We start from the raw sequence: 15003 nt of genomic DNA, 5'->3' as shown, positions 1-15003 counted from the left end.
TGGCTGCTGCGCCGTGCCCGTGCCCGCCCCGTCCCGGTCAGGTGGTGCCGAATTCGACGAGGGCCTCGTCGACGATCCGCTCCAGGCGGGCGTGGTGGGCTCCGCGCCAGTAGACGCGCTCGCATTCGGTGCACTGCGCGAACACGTCGTAGGAGCGGTGCGTGCCGTGTTCGAGGCGGTCGCCGACGCTCTCCTTGTCGGCCTCGTGGAGCGGGCCGTTGCACGCGGTGCAGCGGGTCCACGGCGCGAGGACGGGCGCGAACCGGCCGAGGACGTCGCGCAGTTGCTCGTCGGGGTTGTCGCTGTAGACGTACGCGCCGGCGAACAGCTCGCGGCGGCGCAGCAGTCCGCGGTCGCGGGAGAGCAGGACGCGCTGCTCGGCGGCGGAGCGGGTGGCGAGGGCGGGGTCGCCGATGTCCTCGTTCTCGTAGGCGGCGTCGACGCCGAGCAGGCGCAGGCGGCGGGCGAGGGTGCCGAGGTGGACGTCGAGGAGGAAGCGGAGCGGGGCGCCGGGGATCCGTTGGGGCCGGTCGACGCCGAACACCTCGACGTTCTGGCCGTCCTGGGGGACGTACGAGACGGGCACCTCGTGGCCGTCGACGAGGAGTCGGCCGACTTCGGTGAGCGGGACGCCGGCCGATTCGACGACGTGGCCGAGGCTGGAGGCGCCGTCGGTCGTGGTCGGTACGCGTTCCGCGCGCCGGCTGGGCGGGGCGAAGAGGCGCAGTTCGGGGGCGAGGGTGAGCTGAATGCCGGGTCCGTTCACCCTGCCAGCATGCCATTTCCGGGGCGCCGGCCGCCGCCCATTTCGGGAGGTCAGCCGGATGTGGCGGCGGCCTGGTCGTAGGTGTCGCGGTGGGCGCTGACCTCGTCGAAGTGGTTCTCGGCCCAGAGCTTCACGGAGGAGAGGAGGCAGCTGAGGCTGGAGCCGAGGTCGGTGAGCCGGTAGTCGACGCGGACGGGGACGGTGGGGGTGACGGTGCGGCTGACGAGGCCGTCGCGTTCGAGGGAGCGGAGGGTCTGGGTGAGCATCTTCTGGCTGACGCCGGGGATCTTGCGGCCGAGGTCGCTGTAGCGCAGGGTCCGGTCGTCGGCCTGGGCGAGGGCGCTGACGATGAGGCCGACCCACTTGTCGCTGATGCGGGCCAGGAGCTGGCCGGTGGGGCACTCCTTGAGGAAGGCGTCGTAGCCGGCGCGGGCTTCTGTGCGGCGGGCTGCGGCGGTGCTGGTGGCCATGCGGTCCCTCACGTCAGGTCACTTCGGGGTCGGATACGCACTTTGGAGTGCGTACTTACGGAAAGAGAGTACCTCTCCCTAGGTTAGTGGTCATCGGGAACGCGGCAACGGACAAGGGGAGTTGGCGACATGAGTGACGAGCGGACGATGCTGGCGGTCGTGGTGAACGGGTTCGGCGGGCCGGAGCGGGTCGAGCTGGCCGAGGTGCCGGTGCCGCGGCCGGCGGCGGGCCAGGTGCGGATCCGGGTGCGGGCCGCCGGGGTCAACCCGGTGGACGGCGCGGTCCGCGCCGGCGTCTTCGGCGGCGCCGGGCAGCGGCTCGGCCTCGGCTGGGACGTGGCCGGGGAGATCGACGAGGTGGGCGCGGACGTGACCGGCCACAGCCGCGGCGACCGGGTCGTGGGGCTGCACTACGGGCCGGTGAAGCCGCTGGGCACGCACGCGGAGTACGCGGTGCTCGACGCCGGCGCCGTGGTGGCCGCGCCGGCCACGGTGGACGCCGTGGCCGCGGCGGGGCTGCCGCTGGCCGGGCTCACCGCGGCCCGTGCGGTGGACCTGCTGGGGCTGGCCCCGGGCGCCTCGGTGCTCGTCACCGGCGCGGCAGGCGTGGTCGGCGGGCTGGCGGTACAGCTCGCGGCGCGGGCCGGTCTGGTGGTGACGGCCCTGGCGGGCGCCGGGGACGAGGACTTCGTACGGTCCCTGGGCGCGGCCGCCTTCGTCCCGCGCGGCGGGGCTCCGGCCGGGCCGGTGGACGGGGTCCTGGACACGGCCGTCCTGGGGGAGCCCGCGCTGGGATTCGTCCGCGACGGCGGGGTCTACGTCGGCGTGATCCCGGGCGCGGCCCCGGCGGCGGAGCGCGGGATCCGCGTCGTGGAGCAGGAGGTCGCTCCGGACGGGGAGCACCTGGCCCGCCTGGTGTCGCTGGTGGACGCGGGCGAGCTCACGCTTCGGGTGGCGGACACCGTTCCGCTGGCGCAGGCGGTCAAGGCGCACACCCTGCTCGCGGCCCCGGGCACGCGCGGGCGGATCGTGCTCACGGTGTGAGGCGGTAGCACCAGTCGAAGCTGGGGTGGGGGACCCCCGGCGGGTACTCGAAGGGGAACTCGCCCAGGCACCCGAAGCCCGCCCGGCGGGCGACCGCGTTGGACGCCGGGTGGTCCGTGCCCGGGAAGGCGTGGAGGGTGGCCCGGTTGCCGTGGATCCGCGCGTGGGCCACGAGCTCCGTCAGCGCGGCCACCGCCAGCCCTCGCCCCTGGAACTCGGGCAGGATGCCCCAGCCGGTCTCGTACACCGGCTCGCCCTGCCACGCGCGCTCCCAGAAGCCGATGCTGCCGACGGTCTCGCCGGACGGTTCCAGTACGACCCGGAACATCCGCCCGGCGGCCGGCTCGCGCGCGCTCAGCGCCTCGTACCGGCGCTGCCGGTCGGCGAGCTTCGCCGGCGTCTCCGGCCCGCCGAGATGCCCGGTCATCGCGGGTTCGTTCTTGCGCTCCAGGAGCCAGAAGTCCCCGTCACCCCACGGCTCCAGCCGCACACGCGTCTCCATGGGACCCACGGTATGCGGCCGGGGCGTGGGGAACGCATCCGCGCGGGGAGCTGGTGGGCGGCCCGCCGGGCCCGCCCGGCTCGTCAGCTCCGCTGGAAGAACTCCACCTCCGCCAGGGCGAGATGGCGGTCCGGGGCCGACCCGGCTGGTGCGTCGAGGGTCAGGCGGATCGTCATGGCGTCGCTGATGCCGGTGGGGAACGTCTGGGGGCCGGGCTTGTCGCTCAGGGCGAGCTTCTTGTGGACCGTCCGGCCGTCCCGCGCCGTCACCTCCAAGTCGATCTGGAGCGCCCGCGCCTGCTTCGCGTAGTCCTCGGGCGATGACGAGGCGCCGTTGGTGATGATCACGGCGACCAGGCGGAACGGCTTGGCGAAGGTGTACGTCACCGAGGCACTGGGGCCGGGCGCGCCCCAGTAGCGGTTGCTGAGCCCGTCCGTGCTGTCGCCCACCGGATGCCCGGGCACCTCGGCGCTCGCCTCGACGCGGGCGGCGGTCACCGCCTTGGCCTTGCCGAGCTTGTCGCGGGTGTCCTCGATCAGGTGCCGTCCGGCCGGCAGCAGCAGGAAGCCGCCCGCGCACAGGGCCAGTACGACGGCCAGGACCACCAGGAAGCGCACCATCCGGCCCGAGCCGGCGCGCGTGCGGCGGCGCAGCGGCCAGATCGTCCGCCACCACGGCAGGGGAGCCGGTGCGGTGGTGGGCGTCAGCGGGGCCGCGCAGCGGCGGCAGAAGCGGCGGTCGGGCGGGTTGGGCGTGCCGCAGGCGGGGCAGGGCACGCCGGCCACGTCTTCGCTCACCGCGACGGGTCGCACGACCGGGCGCGGCGCGACGGCCTTCGCGGGCCGGACGGGCTGGGGGGAGGCGGGTACCTGCGGTGCTGTGGCGGGTGCCTGCGGTGCGACGGCCTCGGGGGCGGCGGGTCGCCTGGCGGCGGGCGGGGCGGCGGGGGGCCGCGCCGGGGGCGCCGTCGCGGGGGGCCGGGGCACGGGCGGCGCTTGCGGCTCGGGCCGCGCCCCGCCGCCGGTCCGGCCCTCCGGCAGCCCGGAGTCCGAGGCGGCGGGCGTGGACGGGGTGGACCGCCTCCGCAGCCAGGACAGCAACCGACCCGCGCCGGCGGGTGCGGACGGGGTGGACCCGCCCCGTGGCCCGGTGGGGGGCTGCCGATCTGTGCCGGCCGGTGCGGGCGCGGCGGCGGACTGCGCGCCGGGGGGTGTGGGTTGGGGTGCTTCCGCGCCGGCGGGCGCGGACGGGGTGGACCCACTGTGTGGTCCGGAGGGGGACCGCTGATCTGTGTCGGCCGGTGCGGGCGAGGCCGGTTCCGTGCCGGTGGGAGCGGGCCGGGGCGACTGCGCGCTGGCGGGTGCGGCCGGGGTGGACTGGGGGTCGCTGGGCGTGGGTTGGGGTAGCTGTGCGCCTGAGGGTGCGGACAGGCCGGACCCGTCGCGCGGCCCGGAGAGGGGTCGCCGATCCGCAGTGGCGGGTGTGGGCGGGGCGGACTGGCCGTCGGAGGGTGCGGACGGGGTGGATCCGCTGCGCGGCCCGGTGGGGGGCTGCGGATCTGCGCCGGCCGTCGTGGGCGCGTCGGAGGGTGCGGACGGGGCGGAACCGCTGCGCGGGCCGGAGGGCCGCTGATCCGTGTCCGCGGGTGTGGGCAGGGGGGCCCGTGCGCCGACCGTCGTGGGCGGGGCCGACTCCGGGCCGGCGGGGGTGGGCTGTGCCCCGGAGGGGGCGGACGGGGTGGATCCGCTACGCGGTCCGGTCGGGGGCTGTCGATCTGCGCCGGCCGTCGTGGGCGGGGCCGACTCCGGGCCGGCGGGGGTGGGCGGGGCCGACTCCGGGCCGGCGGGGGTGGGCTGTGCCCCGGAGGGGGCGGACGGGGTGGATCCGCTACGCGGTCCGGTCGGGGGCTGTCGATCTGCGCCGGCCGTCGTGGGCGGGGCGGGCTGCGGGTTGGCGGGTGCTGACGGGGTGGGCCTGATGGGGGGGCCGGAGGGGGGCTGCCGATCCGCGTCGGCGGGTGTGGGCAGGGGGGATTGCGCCTCGGCGGACGCGGGCGCGGGCGGGGCCGGCTCCGTGTGGGCGGGCGCGGGCGGGTGGGACGGCGCGTTGGCGGGTGCGGGCGGGTGCGAGTCCGTCCCGGCGGACGGTCGGGAGCCCGCCCGTTCCGGGGCCGTGGCCTCGCGGGCCGTCCCCCCCTGTGCCGCGGCCTCCCGGGGCGTGCCTTCCCGGGCAGTGGCCTCCCGGGGTGGGGGATCCTGGGGTGTCGTGTCCGGCTGGGGCGGGTGCTCAAGGGTGTCGTCCACCGAACCCGCGGCGGGCGCCGGGTCGGCCGGGCCCCGCCTGGGGGTGGCGTCCGACCAGCCCAGGTAGGCGCCGCAGTTGCCGCAGAAGTCGTCCGTCACGCCGTTGGACGCCCCGCACACGGGACACGCACGCATCGCCGTCACCTTTCCTCACCCCCGGGCGGTCCCGGCAGGACCTCGACCCGGCAGACCGTGTGGACGGGGCACAGGGTGCGGACGAGCGCGCGGACCCGGTCCGCGTCCACCGCGTACGCCGCCCCCTCGCGGTGCGGCCACACCCGGATCAGGACCTCGTCGGCCGGGGGAGGGGGCAGGTCCGCGCCCGCCGTACGGGACCAGGTGGCCCCGCCGTCCCCGCTGACCTCGGCGGACACGCCCAGGACCAGGCGCAGGGCCTCGGTCAGGCCGCGCCGGGTGCCGCGCCAGCGGTGCAGTTCCACCGCGCGCGCCACCGCCTCGCGCCGCAGTCCGGTCGGCCACCGGGGGTCGTCGATGCCGCCCACCCAGGAGGCCAGCCAGGACAGGAAGTCGGCCGGGGCCAGTCGGGGGTCGAAGTAGGAGGGCAGGTTGTCGAGGGTCGTGAACACCGGGGCCAGGACGGTGTCCAGGCCCGCCGTGAACCGCTGGGCGAAGTCGTCTTCGGCGTACAGCGCGGGGAGCTGCTCGCCGATCGGGTGCCGGCTGGGCAGGCCGGGCACGGCGGCGCGGCTCATCCGTGCACCCCCGTCTCCGGTTCCGTCACGACCACCTGGTGCTGGTAGGAGAAGACGAGCGCGCCCGCTCCGATGTCGATCCGGTCGACGGGGGCGCCGCGCCGCCCCGTGATCGGGTCGGCGGCGAACATGCGGATGTCCTCCACCAGGACGTCCCCAATGGCGCGTTGGAGTACGCCGAACACCTCGCCGTACTGGACGGGGCGCCCGAACGGCCAGCCGGCGCCGTCGGGTCCGCCGTGCAAGGGGTTGAGGTGGCGGAACAGTGCGGCGAGCGCCGCCTCGCGCACCCGGTCGGCGTCCGCGGCGGGCGCCGACAGCCGGGCGACCACGGTGATGCCCTGGTAGACGGGCGGCTCCACGACGAGGCGCGTGCCGATCAGGCGCCGTTCGTCGAGGGTGGCGGTGATCGTGGTGAGCATCTGGTCGGAGGGGATCAGCTGCTCGAAGCGGAGCCGGTCGTCGCCCTCGTCGGCGACCGCGTCCGGCACCACCAGGACGCGTACCGCGCCCGCGCCGCCGGAGCGGTCCCGGTCGGGCAGGCAGCGGACGCGGCGTACCGAGGGCGCCGCCTGGCGGGCGATGATCTCGTAGTCCTCGGCGGTCACCGCGCGTTCCTGCATGCGCAGGGTCTCCGGCGCCCGCAGCTTGGCGTTGTCGATGGTCTCCCCGGCGACGCCGCCGCGCGCCGCCTCCCGGTTGGTGACCCGGGCGACGTAGGGGACGGAGCTGCGCAGTACGGAGATCGCGCCGCGGGAGACGTTGCCCGCCGGGCCGCCTCCGGTGCGGTAGCGGGCCACGCGGACCTGGGAGCCCTTGGGCGGTACGGCGCCGCAGGGGCGCAGGCTGCCGTCGGCCTCGCGCAGCACCGGTGGGAACGAGAACTCGCCGGTGGTGGCGTTCACGCGGACGTGCCGGTCCTCGGGCGCCGAGCGGCCGAAGTGCTCCACCACGTCCCAGCGCTGCCATCCTTCGGGGGAGGACACCTCCACCACCGGGGGTTCCCCGTCGAGCAGCACGGGCGGGCGGCCGAGCCGGAAGGTCTGGCCCGCCACCCCCTCGGACGCGCCGAGCGGTACGTCGGTCACGCGCTCGGCGTGCTCCACGGTCATCGTGCCGCCGACGGTGAAGACGGCGGCCTCGCGCACGGTCGGGGACTCCGAGTAGAACGGCTGGCCGGGCTCGGGTTCGGTGACCCGGCAGCGCAGCCAGCCCGCGCGGGTGCCGCTGATCAGCGATGCGGTGTGCCCGGCCGGGACGTACACGATGATCTCGCCGGGCCGGTTGAGGCCGCCGGTGCTGTCGGAGTCCGTCTCGCAGCGCTGCCACCGGCCGCCGTCCCATGCCTCCCACACCAGCGGGGGCTGGCGCGGGTCGACGCCGACGCCCTCGACGCGGCTGTCGAGGCGGACCGCGACCACGCAGCGCGGTACGGCCGTCGGGAGACCGAACAGGAGCGCGTCGCCGGGCTCGGGGGTCGCCTGGAAGCACGGTATGTCGCGGCCCTCGGCGAGGGCACCGGTCCGGTCGGTCTGATCGCCGGTGCGGGGCGCGGTGACCAGGCGCGTCAACTCGCTGGGCACGATGCGCAGGTCGTCGGAGGTGGCGAAGACCACGGCCTCCTCGCTCTCGCCGGCGGCGGTCGTCACCTCGGTGCCCGCGGGCAGCGTCACCGTGTCGGGCTGCGGGGCCGACAGCCAGAAGTCGACGTCGGCGGCGGCGGCCGAGGGCGGGTACAGCTGGATGTCCAGCAGGTCGAGGAACGCCAGGTAGTTCTTGTCCGGGACCCGGTTCAGCCGGTACAGCAGCTGGTCCACGAGGTAGGCGAACGTCTCGATCAGGGTGACGCCCGGGTCGGAGACGTTGTGGTCGGTCCATTCCGGGGCGCGCTGCTGCACGTACCGCTTCGCCTCGTCGACGAGTTGCTGGAACCGCCGGTCGTCCAGGTTGGGGGAGGGCAGGGCCATCAGTCCGCGACCATTTCCTCGGCCCCCTCCTCGGAGGGGATCGTGTAGAAGGGGAAGACCAGGTTGCGCCGGTCGTTGGTGGTGCGCACCGTGTAGTGCACATCGATGTAGAGGGTGCCCGCCTCGACGGCGTCGAAGGCCACGACGACCTCGTCCACCGCGATCCTGGGCTCCCAGCGTTCCAGGGCCTCGCGCACCTGCTGGGCGACCCGGCCGGCGGTGTCGCCGTCGCCGGGGGCGAAGACGTACTCGTGGATGCCGCAGCCGAATTCGGGCCGCATCGGCCGTTCGCCGGGGGCGGTGCCCAGGATCAGGCGGATGGCCTCCTCCAGCTCCCGTTCCCGCTCGACCATGGCGATCCCGCCGGTGGGGCCGACCCGCAGGGGGAACGCCCAGCCGCGCCCGATGAACCGTTCGCTCATCACACACCGCCGATCAGGACGGTCGGGGCGCCGGTCAGGACCATCGCGCCGCACGCGGTCTGGTCGCGCGCCCGCGCGGCGGGCAGGCCGCCGATGAGCACCGTGCCCGTGGCGACGGCGGCCGGGTTCGGCAGGATCACGTTGGCCGGTCCCGTTGCCGCGTGCGGCGGGACCACGCAGACGTGCAGGCTGCCGACGACGGCGGCGGGCTGCCCGCCGATCAGCACCGTCGCCACCGCCGCGGCGGCGCCGGGCGGCGGCGTGGCGAGCCGGCCACCGTGGTTGGTGGGGTCGCCGGTGCGGGCTGCGGCTGGCATCGGGTGCTCCTCGGGGAAGGCGGTCGTGGGGCAAGGGGGCATGGGGAGACTCAGTTGATCCGGATGAGCCGGGCCTTGAGGACGGCGAGCAGGCCGCCGTTGACGGTGACGTCCGAGGTCCCGTTCACCTTCACCGACCGGCCGCCGATGCTGACCCCGACGGTGCCGTCGATGTCCACCTGGCGGCCGGACACCTTCACGGTGCCCTGCGGGGCGTCGAGCGTGATGCCGTTCTTGTCCATCAGGACCGAGGTCAGCGGCCGGCCCCGCCCCGCGTACACGGTGAGCTCGATGCGGTCCCGGCGGTCGTCCATGCGTACTTCGAGCCGCTCGTCCCCGGTCACCAGCCGCAGCCCCGAGGGGCCCGGCGCCGGCGCGTCGAGCAGTTCCACGCGGTGGCCCGAACGCGACACCACCGAGCGGCGGTTGACCTTGCCGCTGGTCTTGTCGATCAGCGGCACGTCGTGCGGTGAGGGCTGGTCCACGCCGTTGTAGAGCCCGCCGATGACGTACGGGCTGTCGAGCAGTCCCTGTTCGAACCCGACGAGCACCTCGTCGTTGACCTCGGGGCTCACCACGCCGCCGCCGCCCTTGCCGCCCCACTGGACGGTGCGCACCCAGTCGGTGACGTACGTGTCGTCCAGCCAGGGGAACTTCAGGCGGACCGCGCCGCGTTGGGACCCGTTCGGCTCGCGCACGTCCGTCACCACGCCGATCGCGAGACCCGGGATGCGCGGGCCGCGCCCCGGCGCGTTGGCGCCGGTCACCAGGCCGGCCAGGGAGCGGTCCGGGCTGGAACTGACCCACACGGTGGTGCGGTAGCCGCCGTGCGGCTCCAGGACGTGCTGCACGGCCGTGGCCGTGTAGCGGCCGGAGAACGCCTGTCCGACGTTGCCGAGCGCGACCGCCTTGCCGGCCCGCAGCAGCGGGTTCCCCTCGGCCACCGCCTCCAGCTCGCCGAAACCGGAGCTGATCCGGTCCGCCGCCGCCTTCGCGACCGCCGTGGTCTCGGCCTGCGTACGGTACGGGGTGTCGGTGACGGCCACGGCCGACTTGCCGAAGCGCGCGGCGAGCTGGGGGCTGAGGCCCGGCACCACCGTGTCGCTGACCACCGACGGCTGCTGGGCGACCAGTGGCCGCTTGGTGGTGACGTCCCAGCCGCGCACCTGCACGGTCGAGGAGCCGTCGGCGGCCGACAGTGCGGCCCGCAGGGCGAGGAGGTTCCTCCCGTACTCCAGGACCATCGGATTGCGCACGGCCGACGTCGACGGGGCGGGCGCCCCGGAGGCCTTCACGGGCCGGGTGAACTGGAGCAGCCCCTGGTCGTCGACGCGCACCTGTGCGCCGCTCTCGCCGGCGAGGTACTGCAGGAAGTCCCAGTCGGAGACGTTCGCCTGGGACAGCTGCTTGTACGTCACCGGGGCCGCCTCCACCTTTCCGACGGCGAGGCCCGCTCCGGCGGCCACCTTGCGCACGATCGCGGCGGCCGTCATGTTCCGGTACGCCACGACCTTCCGGCCGCGCTGGAGGCGGTGCGCCTTGGAGTAGGCGCGGACGACGGTGAAGGAGCCGGTGCGGTCCCGGTCGATCTCCAGGGCGGTGACCTCGCCGTTGAACAGCCGCTCCCGCGCCTGCCCCTTCACGGTCATCACCGACACGCGCAGCGGGCTGCCGATGGTGATGCCGGTGGCGCGCAGGAACTCGTGGTCGGGGTCGCGGTAGGTGAGCACGGCGGTGTCCGGCAGGCCCACGTTCTCGTCCACCACACAGCTCACCAGCTGCGCCGCCCAGATCGGCGGCAGTTCGCCGGGGGCCTCCACGATCGGGTCGGCCGCGAACGACCGGCCTCCGGGTTCGGACCCGCTCACCGCTGCTCCTCCTCGCCGTGCTGGTCCCGCGTGCCGGGCACCACGATCTCGGTGCCGGGGGCGAGCGCCATCGGGTCGTCTATGCCGTTGGCCTCGGCGATGGCCCGCCAGGCCGTCGCGTCGCCGTATTCGCGCCAGGCCAGCATGGCCAGACTGTCGCCCGCGACCACGGTGTGCGTGCTGCGGGCGGTGCGGGAGCCGGAGGTCGGGTTCTGGCCCGGGGGGTCGACGCTCGCCTCCTCGATGGACAGCGAGCAGGTGGCCCGCAGCGGCTTGCCGTCCACGTCGAAGAGCGTGTACGACACCGACAGGTTCGACAGGACCCCGTCGAACGACGTCGTCCGCGCGCTGCCCCACTCGAAGCGCACCCAGGGGCTCGCCGGCTTCTTGCGGCCGAGGCTGGCCGGGGTCGGCACGCACGCCTTCATCAGCTTCTCCACCGCCTGCTCCACCGAGTTGTCGTGGGTGGCGGTGGCGTCCAGGAACACCTCCAGGCTCAGGGTGCGCGGACCGCTGCCCACGAACTCGGGCAGCGCCGACTGTCCCGCCATCCGGGACGGGGAGCGCCGCCACTCGGTGGTCTTGCCCAGCTGCAGGGTCGACGGGTTGAACTGGAGATCGAGCTTCGCGATCGTCCCGCCCGGTTTGGCCCCGACCGAGGCCGGGGGCTCCTTGAGGGTGAGCTGGGCCCTGGCGCGGCTGGCGCGTGCCGATGAGGCCATGGCGTGGACTCCCTTCCGGAGCGGGGACGACGAGGAGGACGGATGCGGGCGGGGGCGGGACGCGGGCGGGGCGCGGGCGGTCAGGAGGGCAGCAGCCCTTGGTGGGCGATCTCCAACGTCTCCACCGCCGCCGCGGAGTTGGCGGGGTCGAAGGAGGGCCCCTGCCAGCGGACCGGGACGATCCCGAACACCTGCCAGCTGATGATCCGGCTCAGATCGGGCCGCAGGGCGACGATCTCGCCGTCCTTGGGCTCGACCCGCCGCAGCGTCTCGTCCAGCCAGCGGCCGATCTTCGCCGTGTCGGTGGTGACGGGCCGGGTGAGGGTGATGTTCGACCAGGTCACACGGCCCGGCAGCTGCCAGGTGAAGCCGTTGTTGCCGCCCTCGGCGTAGCTCTCCATCTCGACTTCGGCGCCCATGCCGGAGCAGGTGTGGAAGGCGCCCAGGTCGTTGCCGCCGATCGCCAGCCGGAAGAACACGCTGGTCGCGAAGATGTTGTCCGTCATCGGTCCGTCGTCCGTTTCTCGTGCGTACGTGTTCTCAGCGACGGCCGTCGAAGGGCCGGCCCGCGCGTTCCCGGCCGCGCCGCAACTCGGTGCGCAGCAGTCGGGAGACCGGATCGAGCAGGCGGCGTGCGAGATCGTCCAGATCGGCGTCGGCGACCTGCGGTGCCGCGTGCCGGTCGGCCGGGGCGTGCCGGTCGGGCTTGGCGCCCCCGGCCGTCCCCGGGCTGGTCCGGGGCCCGCCCGGGGCGCGCTGCACCGGTGCCGGGCCCGCCGGCCGGGGGACGCCCGGTGGCGGTGCCGCGGGGCCGGCCGTTCCCGGGGCGGCGGTGGGGGCCGGTGTCCTGGGGCGCACGACGGGTACGGGCTGCGCCGAGGGCAGGGCCGGGGCCGGCTGGACCACGAGCGGCGGCGTGTGCGGGCCGGTCACCGGGAGGGGGGTGGCCGCGGCGCGGGCGGGGGCCGACGCGGGCGTGGGACGGGGGCCGGGCGCAGGGCGTACGACGTGGCCTCCCCGCGGCCCGTTCACCGCGGCGCGCTGGACCTGCTGCGGTGCGTCGGACGGGGCGGGCCAGCGAGCCGCGACCACGGGGCGGCTCGCCGGGCGGGGGGCGGGCGGGGCCGCGCTCCCCATGTCACGGGTGCCGAGGGGCAGGGGCCGTGCCGCCAGGAGCTGGAGGGTGCGGGACGCGGAGGGCGCCGCCGTGGCATCGTCTGCGGTCTTGTCGGTGACCGGGCGGGCGACGACCAGCGGGGCCGGGCGAGCGGAACCGGAGGGCGCGGCGGTACGGCGCTGTACGCCGCCGGCCCCCAGCAGGGGCGCGTGGCCGGCCGGCACCGACGGCGCCCCGGGCGCGGGTGCGCGCTGTACGTCGGCGGCGGAGCCGGGTCGAGCCGCGCGGGACCGGTACGAGGGGGAAGCCGGCGGCGTCGCGCTCGGCGGCAGCGAGGGCAGCGGCGCCCCCAGGCCTGTGCGTACGCGCGGCGCGGACCGCCCCGGGCCGGACCCGCGGGTCACCTCGGCGGGCGTGCCCGGCCGGAGCTGCGGGAAGGACTTCGACCCAGTGCCGTCACCGGCCGACGGCTCCGCCTGGCGCTGCACGATGGGCATCGCCGGGGCGGGGGCGGGAGCTGCTGCGGCCCGGCCCGACGGTATGGCGGTGGCGGGGAGCTCGGCGAGGGGTGCGCCGAGCGGCGGCCGGCTGCGGGCACGCTGCACGGGCGTGTCCGGGTCTGCTGCGGGCTCGGCCCGGCGCTGCGCGGTGGGCTGCGGCGCACCGTTGTCGGGAGTGGCGGGCTCCGCCTGGCGCTGCACGATGGGCATCGCCGGGGCGGGGGCGGGAGCTGCTGCGGGGCGGCCCGACGGTATGGCGGTGACGGGGAGTTCGGTGAGGGGTGCGCCGAGCGGCGGGCGGGTTCCCGCGCGCTGCACGGGCGCGCCCGGTCCGGCTGCGGGCTCCGCCCGGCGCTGCAGCATCGGCTTCGCCGGGTCGGCCGGCTGCTCCGCACGGTGCTGCGGCGAGGGCTTCGGCCCACCGTTGTCGGGCGTGGCCGCGCCCTCGGCGGAGGGCTCCGCCTGGCGCTGGACGATGGGCATGGTCGGGGCGGGCGCGGGGGTCGTTGCGGGGTGGTTCGACGGCGTGGCCGTGGACGGCAGCTCGGTGAGGGGTGCACCGAGTGGCGGGCGGCTTTCCGTGCGCTGCACGGGTGCGTTCGGGCCTGTGGTGGGCTCTGCCCGGCGCTGTGCGGAGGGCTTCGGCAGACCGTTGTCGGGAGTGGCCGCGCCCTCGGCCGCGGGCTCCGCCTGGCGCTGCACCACCGGCTTCGCCAGGGCGGCGGGCTGCTCCGCGCGGTGCTGCGCGGTGGGCTTCGGCCTACCGCTGTGGGGTGTGGCGCCGGCCTCGGCCGCGGGCTCCGCCTGGCGCTGGACGATGGGCATCGCAGGGGCGGGGGTCGCTGCAGGGCGGTCCGACGGTGGGTCTGTGGACGGCAGTTCGGTGAGGGGAGTGCCGAGTGGCGGGCGGCTTTCCGCACGCTGCACGGGTGTCTCGGGGCCGGTCGCGGGCTCCGCCTGGCGCTGCGGCATCGGCTTCGCCGGGGCAGCGGGCTGCTCCGCGCGGGGCTGTGCCGTGGACTTCGGCCCACCGCTGCGGGGTGTGGCCGCGCCCTCGGCGGAGGGCTCCGCCTGGCGCTGGACCACGGGCATGGCCGGGGCGGGCGCGGGGGTCGTTGCGGGGCGGTCCGACGGCGTGGCCGTGGACGGCAGCTCGGTGAGGGGCGCGCCGAGCGGTGCGCGGCTTCCCGCGCCCTGTACGGGCGTGTCCGCGTCGGGGGTGCCCAGCGGTGCACGGCCTTCCGCACGCTGTACGGCCGTGGCCGTGAGCGGAGCCGTCCGCGCCGGGACAGGCCGGATGACGGGTACGCGGCGCCTTGGCGTGGCGGGGACGCGCGCGACGGTCAGCGTGCGGCCGACGGCGCGCGGCCGGACCGCGGCGGTGCCGGGGGTCTCCCCACCCGTGCCGGCCGGGGCGGGCGCGGACCCCGTAGAACCGGACGGGCCCGCCGCGGACCGCTGGACGGGCGGTCCGGAGGGGGACGGGGCGGCGCCCCCGGCGGACGCGCCCCGGGTCGCCGGTGCGGCGGGGACCACCGCGATCCGGCGGATCAGCGGGAACCGCGGAGGTGTCGGCGCACGGTCGGGCGCGGCAGGGGCCACGGCGGCACGGCTGCCCGTCGCCGCGGCCCGCTGCAGGGCGGGAGCGGGCGTGCCGAGTACGGCTGCGGTGTGCGTGGACGCGAGGCCGCGGGCGCCGGGCGCCCCGGGTGCCTGCGGCGCGCCGGCGCGCATCGGCGACGCGGCGTTCGGCACGGGCACGCCCGGTCCGGACACCACCGGATCGGCGGCCGCGCCGCTGGCGCCCGAGCTGCTCGGACGGGACGACGGGGCGTCGGGGCGTACGCGCCCCGGTGCGCCCGGAGCCGAGGGCTGGTCCGCTTCGTGCGGCTGTCGCAGTGCCCGCAGCAGCAGCGGGCCGCCGCCGCTGGCGGCGGGGGTGGGGGTGGGGCGGGTGCCGGCGGGGCGGGTGACCCCGCGTACGAGACCGGCCGGGGCGGACGGCAGCAGGGCGTGGGCGAGCCCGGTGTCGAACGACGGATCGCGCCACGCGGCCAGGCCGGACCGGAAGGCGAGCCCGTCGCTGACGCCGATGGCCGCGCGGGACACGGTCAGTGCGGGCGGCGCCGTCATGCGCCAGCCGCCGTCCCAGTCGCCGGGTACACCGACGGGCACACCGGCCTGTGGTGCGGCGGCCTGTGGTGCGGCGGCCGTGTTCCGGGCCGTCGGCGCCGCGGTCGCGGCGTCCGGCACGGCGGCGCGCCGACGCAGCCTGTCCCGCCATGCCATGCG

At 76.4% G+C, this 15003-nt stretch carries 13 protein-coding genes; 1 reads left to right on the top strand and 12 read right to left on the bottom strand.

The features are described from left to right. Positions 1-37 precede the first annotated feature (37 nt). Both RIU97_RS17450 and RIU97_RS17445 read right to left on the bottom strand, forming a co-directional pair. Positions 38-766, bottom strand: a complete 729-nt coding sequence (locus tag RIU97_RS17450; RefSeq protein WP_404957787.1) for a Mut7-C RNAse domain-containing protein — start codon at positions 764-766, stop codon at positions 38-40. 50 nt (positions 767-816) lie between these two features. Next, the gene (locus RIU97_RS17445; protein ID WP_404957785.1) at positions 817-1236 is read right to left on the bottom strand and encodes a winged helix-turn-helix transcriptional regulator; all 420 of its coding nucleotides are present in this window, start codon (positions 1234-1236) and stop codon (positions 817-819) included. Positions 1237-1383: 147 nt separating this feature from the next. On the opposite strand from RIU97_RS17445, the gene RIU97_RS17440 reads away from it, so the two are divergent. Next, positions 1384-2280: an NADP-dependent oxidoreductase gene (locus RIU97_RS17440; RefSeq protein WP_404962868.1), complete on the top strand. Its 897-nt coding sequence runs from the start codon at positions 1384-1386 to the stop codon at positions 2278-2280. Here RIU97_RS17440 and RIU97_RS17435 read toward each other — a convergent pair. The 10 genes from RIU97_RS17435 to RIU97_RS17390 form a co-directional block, all read right to left on the bottom strand. Then, positions 2270-2782 (bottom strand): GNAT family N-acetyltransferase, encoded by a 513-nt coding sequence (locus RIU97_RS17435; RefSeq protein WP_404957783.1) that lies wholly within the window; start codon positions 2780-2782, stop codon positions 2270-2272. The genes RIU97_RS17440 and RIU97_RS17435 overlap by 11 nt on opposite strands. Positions 2783-2865: 83 nt before the next feature. Beyond that, the gene (locus RIU97_RS17430) at positions 2866-3579 is read right to left on the bottom strand and encodes an NADase-type glycan-binding domain-containing protein (protein ID WP_404957780.1); all 714 of its coding nucleotides are present in this window, start codon (positions 3577-3579) and stop codon (positions 2866-2868) included. 1646 nt (positions 3580-5225) lie between these two features. Further along, the gene (locus RIU97_RS17425; protein ID WP_404957778.1) at positions 5226-5798 is read right to left on the bottom strand and encodes a phage tail protein; all 573 of its coding nucleotides are present in this window, start codon (positions 5796-5798) and stop codon (positions 5226-5228) included. Further along, positions 5795-7765, bottom strand: a complete 1971-nt coding sequence (locus RIU97_RS17420) for a putative baseplate assembly protein (protein WP_404957776.1) — start codon at positions 7763-7765, stop codon at positions 5795-5797. The genes RIU97_RS17425 and RIU97_RS17420 overlap by 4 nt, the downstream gene beginning before the upstream one ends. Further along, entirely contained in the window at positions 7765-8187 is a 423-nt protein-coding gene (locus RIU97_RS17415) for a GPW/gp25 family protein (RefSeq protein WP_319733867.1), read from the bottom strand. Before RIU97_RS17415 ends, RIU97_RS17420 begins: the two co-directional genes overlap by 1 nt. Further along, positions 8187-8504: a PAAR domain-containing protein gene (locus RIU97_RS17410; protein ID WP_404957774.1), complete on the bottom strand. Its 318-nt coding sequence runs from the start codon at positions 8502-8504 to the stop codon at positions 8187-8189. The genes RIU97_RS17415 and RIU97_RS17410 overlap by 1 nt, the downstream gene beginning before the upstream one ends. 50 nt (positions 8505-8554) lie before the next feature. Further along, complete coding sequence (locus RIU97_RS17405; RefSeq protein WP_404957772.1) at positions 8555-10372, bottom strand: VgrG-related protein; 1818 nt, start codon at positions 10370-10372, stop codon at positions 8555-8557. Beyond that, entirely contained in the window at positions 10369-11094 is a 726-nt protein-coding gene (locus RIU97_RS17400; RefSeq protein WP_404957770.1) for a LysM peptidoglycan-binding domain-containing protein, read from the bottom strand. Before RIU97_RS17400 ends, RIU97_RS17405 begins: the two co-directional genes overlap by 4 nt. Positions 11095-11174: 80 nt before the next feature. After that, positions 11175-11600, bottom strand: coding sequence for a phage tail protein (locus RIU97_RS17395; protein ID WP_319732158.1), 426 nt, complete (start codon positions 11598-11600; stop codon positions 11175-11177). Positions 11601-11634: 34 nt separating this feature from the next. Then, the gene (locus RIU97_RS17390) at positions 11635-15000 is read right to left on the bottom strand and encodes a hypothetical protein (RefSeq protein ID WP_404957767.1); all 3366 of its coding nucleotides are present in this window, start codon (positions 14998-15000) and stop codon (positions 11635-11637) included. Between the last annotated feature and the right edge of the window lie 3 nt (positions 15001-15003).

It is taken from the genome of Streptomyces sp. 147326 (assembly GCF_045000215.1).
Lineage (GTDB): Bacteria > Actinomycetota > Actinomycetes > Streptomycetales > Streptomycetaceae > Streptomyces.
The sequence above is the reverse complement of the archived record's forward strand: the minus strand, read 5'-3'. Positions and strand labels throughout refer to the sequence as shown.

What these genes read in the sequence shown, in the direction of transcription:
- RIU97_RS17445 (WP_404957785.1), bottom strand. Translation starts at nt 1,236, where the DNA reads ATGGCCACCAGCACCGCCGCAGCCCGCCGCACAGAAGCCCGCGCCGGC.
- RIU97_RS17440 (WP_404962868.1), top strand. Translation starts at nt 1,384, where the DNA reads ATGCTGGCGGTCGTGGTGAACGGGTTCGGCGGGCCGGAGCGGGTCGAG.
- RIU97_RS17435 (WP_404957783.1), bottom strand. Translation starts at nt 2,782, where the DNA reads ATGGAGACGCGTGTGCGGCTGGAGCCGTGGGGTGACGGGGACTTCTGG.
- RIU97_RS17425 (WP_404957778.1), bottom strand. Translation starts at nt 5,798, where the DNA reads ATGAGCCGCGCCGCCGTGCCCGGCCTGCCCAGCCGGCACCCGATCGGC.
- RIU97_RS17420 (WP_404957776.1), bottom strand. Translation starts at nt 7,765, where the DNA reads ATGGCCCTGCCCTCCCCCAACCTGGACGACCGGCGGTTCCAGCAACTC.
- RIU97_RS17415 (WP_319733867.1), bottom strand. Translation starts at nt 8,187, where the DNA reads ATGAGCGAACGGTTCATCGGGCGCGGCTGGGCGTTCCCCCTGCGGGTC.
- RIU97_RS17410 (WP_404957774.1), bottom strand. Translation starts at nt 8,504, where the DNA reads ATGCCAGCCGCAGCCCGCACCGGCGACCCCACCAACCACGGTGGCCGG.
- RIU97_RS17400 (WP_404957770.1), bottom strand. Translation starts at nt 11,094, where the DNA reads ATGGCCTCATCGGCACGCGCCAGCCGCGCCAGGGCCCAGCTCACCCTC.
- RIU97_RS17395 (WP_319732158.1), bottom strand. Translation starts at nt 11,600, where the DNA reads ATGACGGACAACATCTTCGCGACCAGCGTGTTCTTCCGGCTGGCGATC.
- RIU97_RS17390 (WP_404957767.1), bottom strand. Translation starts at nt 15,000, where the DNA reads ATGGCATGGCGGGACAGGCTGCGTCGGCGCGCCGCCGTGCCGGACGCC.